This is a genomic window from Rickettsia sp. TH2014, assembly GCF_019249195.1.
Taxonomy (GTDB): domain Bacteria; phylum Pseudomonadota; class Alphaproteobacteria; order Rickettsiales; family Rickettsiaceae; genus Rickettsia; species Rickettsia felis.
Genome location: NZ_MXAX01000307.1, coordinates 1 through 3,767 on the forward strand (window position 1 = coordinate 1; position 3,767 = coordinate 3,767).

A 3,767-nucleotide genomic window follows, 5' to 3' on the forward strand; every position below is an offset into this window, starting at 1 on the left:
TAAGCGCTATATTGACTTTTTTTAATCTCCGCGCAACAACGCCTTGCGAGGAGGGACATAGTCCCGACATAGCAATCTTGTCAAACATTCTGAGATTGCGGACGTACAAATTACTACGTAATTCTTCTCGCAATGACGAGAGATTTTTAAAAATTAAACCCTATACCTACGGAAACTATTAAAGGATTAAGTTTAACTTTAGAGGTCACGGTTTTAGTACCTACTAAATTCGGTTTATACTCAAGTTTAGGATTTAAGAAAAATTGTCTTACGTCAATATTGATTAAAGTATCATCTTTAGCATAAAAATCTACACCTATTTGTCCGACTAGACCGTGTCCGTTTCTAATTTTAAGACCGGTAGCTTGAGTAAGCATGTAAGAACCGTGATAACCTACACCGACATACGGTCTTATCCCGCCGTAAGGAGCTATATGAAATTGTCCGGTAACCGTTGCAGGGATCATATAAACAGGCTTGTTTTTTCCTAGTTTGACATTATCAACGCCATAATTATGAGCAACGGCTGCAAGGAATGTATATTTAGTGCGTAAAACATTAAAGCCAAGTGATAATTCAGTAGCTAAATAATTATTAAAGAATATAGTAGTGGATGCATCACCTCCATAACCGTTTTTTGCAACTTCTCCTACTGGAACAGGTTGAGGAGAGGTCTGAGTAGGTAAACCCTTTTGCTTGGCACTTGAAACAACACCTCCTAGACGCATCTTGAAAACTAAACTTCCTTCGTTTTCATAATACGGTGTACTGTCATAGTCAGGAGCAGAATCTACATCATCATACATGCTTTTAGCAAAACTATTAATACTTATGCTGGATACAAACAAAATTATCCCTAATTTTTTCACTATTCTTAACATATTAATTATAACCTTTACTTGCTTAAAATTGATTACCGTATTATTATATAAAATTTTTGTTTATATATTTATACCATTTTCATAAAAGATAGAATTCTTTTATGCTAAAAGTCAAGACATTTAAGTAAAATTATAGAAATTATTGGAGCATATTAATGAATGATGCATTAAAAACATATTTAACCGGTATAGGTTGGTTTTTACTTAGCTTAGTAAGTAGTAGTACCAATGATGTAATGTCTAAATATCTTGGGACTCGTTTACATAGCTTTGAAGTAGCTTTTTTTCGCTTCTTTTTCAGTAGCATAGTTTTACTACCTTTTGTTTTTTATTATGGTAAAAATACCTTAAAAACAAGTCGTCCTTTTGTACATATATTAAGAGGATTATTATTATTTTTCGGTACGACTTCCTGGACTTACGGTCTTACCATAGCTCCCGTTACTACCGCAACCGTTGTAAGTTTTTCTATCCCTTTATTTACTTTAATACTTGCCGTATTTTTTCTTAACGAAAATATTATTTGGCAAAGATGGGTAGTTACCGTAGTAGGATTTATAGGGTTTGTTGTTACGCTTAAACCTCATGCCGAGGATTTTAACCCCGAAATTTTGTATTTTGTATTAGCGGCTATTTCATTTGCTATGCTTGACATTATTAATAAAAAATTCGTAATAAAAGAATCGATGATCAGTATGCTATTTTATTCGGCAATAGTAACCGCTGTAGTATCATTGCCTGTTGCATCGCAATATTGGCTAACCCCTAGCGGTTTTGAATTAGCTTTATTATTTGTACTAGGTAGTAGCGGTAGTTTAATATTATTCTTCCTACTTAAAGCTTTTTCCATGGTAGATGCAACCGCTACCGCTCCTTATAGATATTTAGAGCTGGTGATTTCGGCAATAGCGGTATATTTCATATTTAGTGAGTTTCCCGATAAAAGTACACTTCATGGAGCAGTAATAATAATTCCTGCCACCTTATTTATAATATACTCCGAAAAAAAGCTATGAGTAGAAAACATGAACCGCAGTAAGCTAGTATTTTCAAGCGGTATCGCTAACACTTTTGAATGGTATGATTATGTATTATTCGGTTATTTTGCACCCATAATAGGAGCAAAATTTTTTCCGAATGATGATGCTAATACTTCTTTATTGCAAGCTTTTTTAGTATTTGCTATAGGTTATTTGGCAAGGCTGTTGGGTGGCATATTTTTTGGCGTTATTGGTGATAGATTTGGTCGCAAAGTAGCCTTAACTAGTGCGTTATTTTGCATGTCTGCCCCAACCGTATTAATAGGAATATTACCAACTTACCATACTATAGGTATAACTGCGACTATATTAATGATTTGTGTACGAATTCTACAAGGATTATCAATGGGAGGAGCTTTGACCGGTTCTATTTCCTTTGTTATTGAGCATACTAGCCCTAAACATCGTGGTTTCACCGGTAGTATCTCAATGTCTAGCATATGCTCCGGTTTATTGCTTGGTTCTTTTGTTTCTTATATCATTAAGAATATCCTAACAGCTTCACAATTTGATAGTTTTGGCTGGAGAATACCTTTTTTACTTGGTTTTTTTATTCTTTTTGCAGCATTTTATATTAAAAAAAATACACACGAAACACCGAATTTTAAAAATCTAAGAGAGCAGAAAAAGATTGTACAATCACCGTTAAAAAAAGTCATTACCAATCATTGGTTTGATATATTAATTTCGATTTTTATCAATGCTCCCGGTTCGATAATATTCTATTTAACTACAATTTACTTAGTATCGTTTTTAAAAATCAGCCGCAACTTTACTGAAAATGAAGTAAATAGCCTCGCTAGCGTATTTTACGTGATTATGATAGCTGTAACTTTATTAAGCGGTTATTTATCCGATATTATAGGTCGCAGGAAAATTTTTGTAATTAACCTGTCAATAATTATTATAACAATACCATTTTTACTTAATAATTTTGAGAATGGTGATTTTACAAGCGTAATTATCTCACAATTTATACTAGCTATACTTGCCGCTAGCTATATCGGTCCTGAACCGGCATTACAAGCAGAGTTTTATCCTACAAATATACGTAACACCGCTCTGTCTATTTCATATAACGCTGCTACAAGTATTTTCGGAGGTACTACGCCTCTTGTCTTTGAATATTTAGTACAAAAAACAGGGCATGTAACCTCGGCAGTTTATTACGTCATATTAAGCTGTATTTTTGCATTGATCGCCTTATATTTTTACAAAAATAGAAGCTTAGATAAAATATGAAAAAAATTACAAAGTAAATGAATTTTCAAAATTCTTCTTGATTTAATAACAAATATGTGGCAAAAAGAGTTTAAAATAAAATTCTAAGCTACTATAGCTCAAGGGTAGAGCACTTCATTGGTAATGAAGAGGTCGGGGGTTCAATTCCCCCTAGTAGCACCACTGAAAATATATATTATGATAGACATCCTTCTTTTTGTACATATTACTATTGCAGTGTTGCTAATTATAGTTATTCTGATGCAGCGTAGCGGATCGGATGGAATTAGTAGCATAAGCGGCGGTAATAATATGGGAGTAGTTAGCGCTAAAACAGTCGGTAATTTTCTTACTAAAAGTACTATAATACTTACAACATTATTTTTAATAAACGCAATAGTACTTGCTAACCTTTCCTCAAAAAAGAAATCAGATTTAGTTTCTAAAATTAATGAAATTGAAGAAAATCAAGCAGAAAATAGTTTACCTATAGCTAAATAGTTACAGCTTTATCTTAGTAATATCTCTCATACTTGTCATTGTCTATCTTTGTTGGCATTGTTACATGGGTACCCGAACAGTCATTGCGAGGAGGCATTGTTGCGTAGACCGGTAAAACCTACTG

The 3,767-nt window shown here is 33.3% G+C and carries 3 protein-coding genes, 1 tRNA gene and 1 pseudogene; 4 read left to right on the plus strand and 1 reads right to left on the minus strand.

The window, feature by feature from the left end:
- Positions 1–146 precede the first annotated feature (146 nt).
- Entirely contained in the window at positions 147–881 is a 735-nt protein-coding gene (locus KYQ89_RS07335) for an OmpW family outer membrane protein (RefSeq protein ID WP_218461040.1), read from the minus strand.
- 155 nt (positions 882–1,036) lie between these two features.
- Between KYQ89_RS07335 and KYQ89_RS07340 the strand changes: the two are divergent.
- The 4 genes and pseudogenes from KYQ89_RS07340 (at position 1,037) to secG (ending at position 3,643) form a co-directional block, all read left to right on the plus strand.
- A pseudogene (locus KYQ89_RS07340) lies at positions 1,037–1,920 on the plus strand (DMT family transporter).
- Entirely contained in the window at positions 1,907–3,163 is a 1,257-nt protein-coding gene (locus KYQ89_RS07345) for an MFS transporter (protein WP_218461042.1), read from the plus strand. Before KYQ89_RS07340 ends, KYQ89_RS07345 begins: the two are co-directional and overlap by 14 nt.
- Positions 3,164–3,250: 87 nt before the next feature.
- A tRNA-Thr gene (locus KYQ89_RS07350) sits at positions 3,251–3,325 on the plus strand.
- Positions 3,326–3,340: 15 nt separating this feature from the next.
- Positions 3,341–3,643: a preprotein translocase subunit SecG gene (gene secG, locus KYQ89_RS07355; RefSeq protein ID WP_218461043.1), complete on the plus strand. Its 303-nt coding sequence runs from the start codon at positions 3,341–3,343 to the stop codon at positions 3,641–3,643.
- Positions 3,644–3,767: the final 124 nt, after the last annotated feature.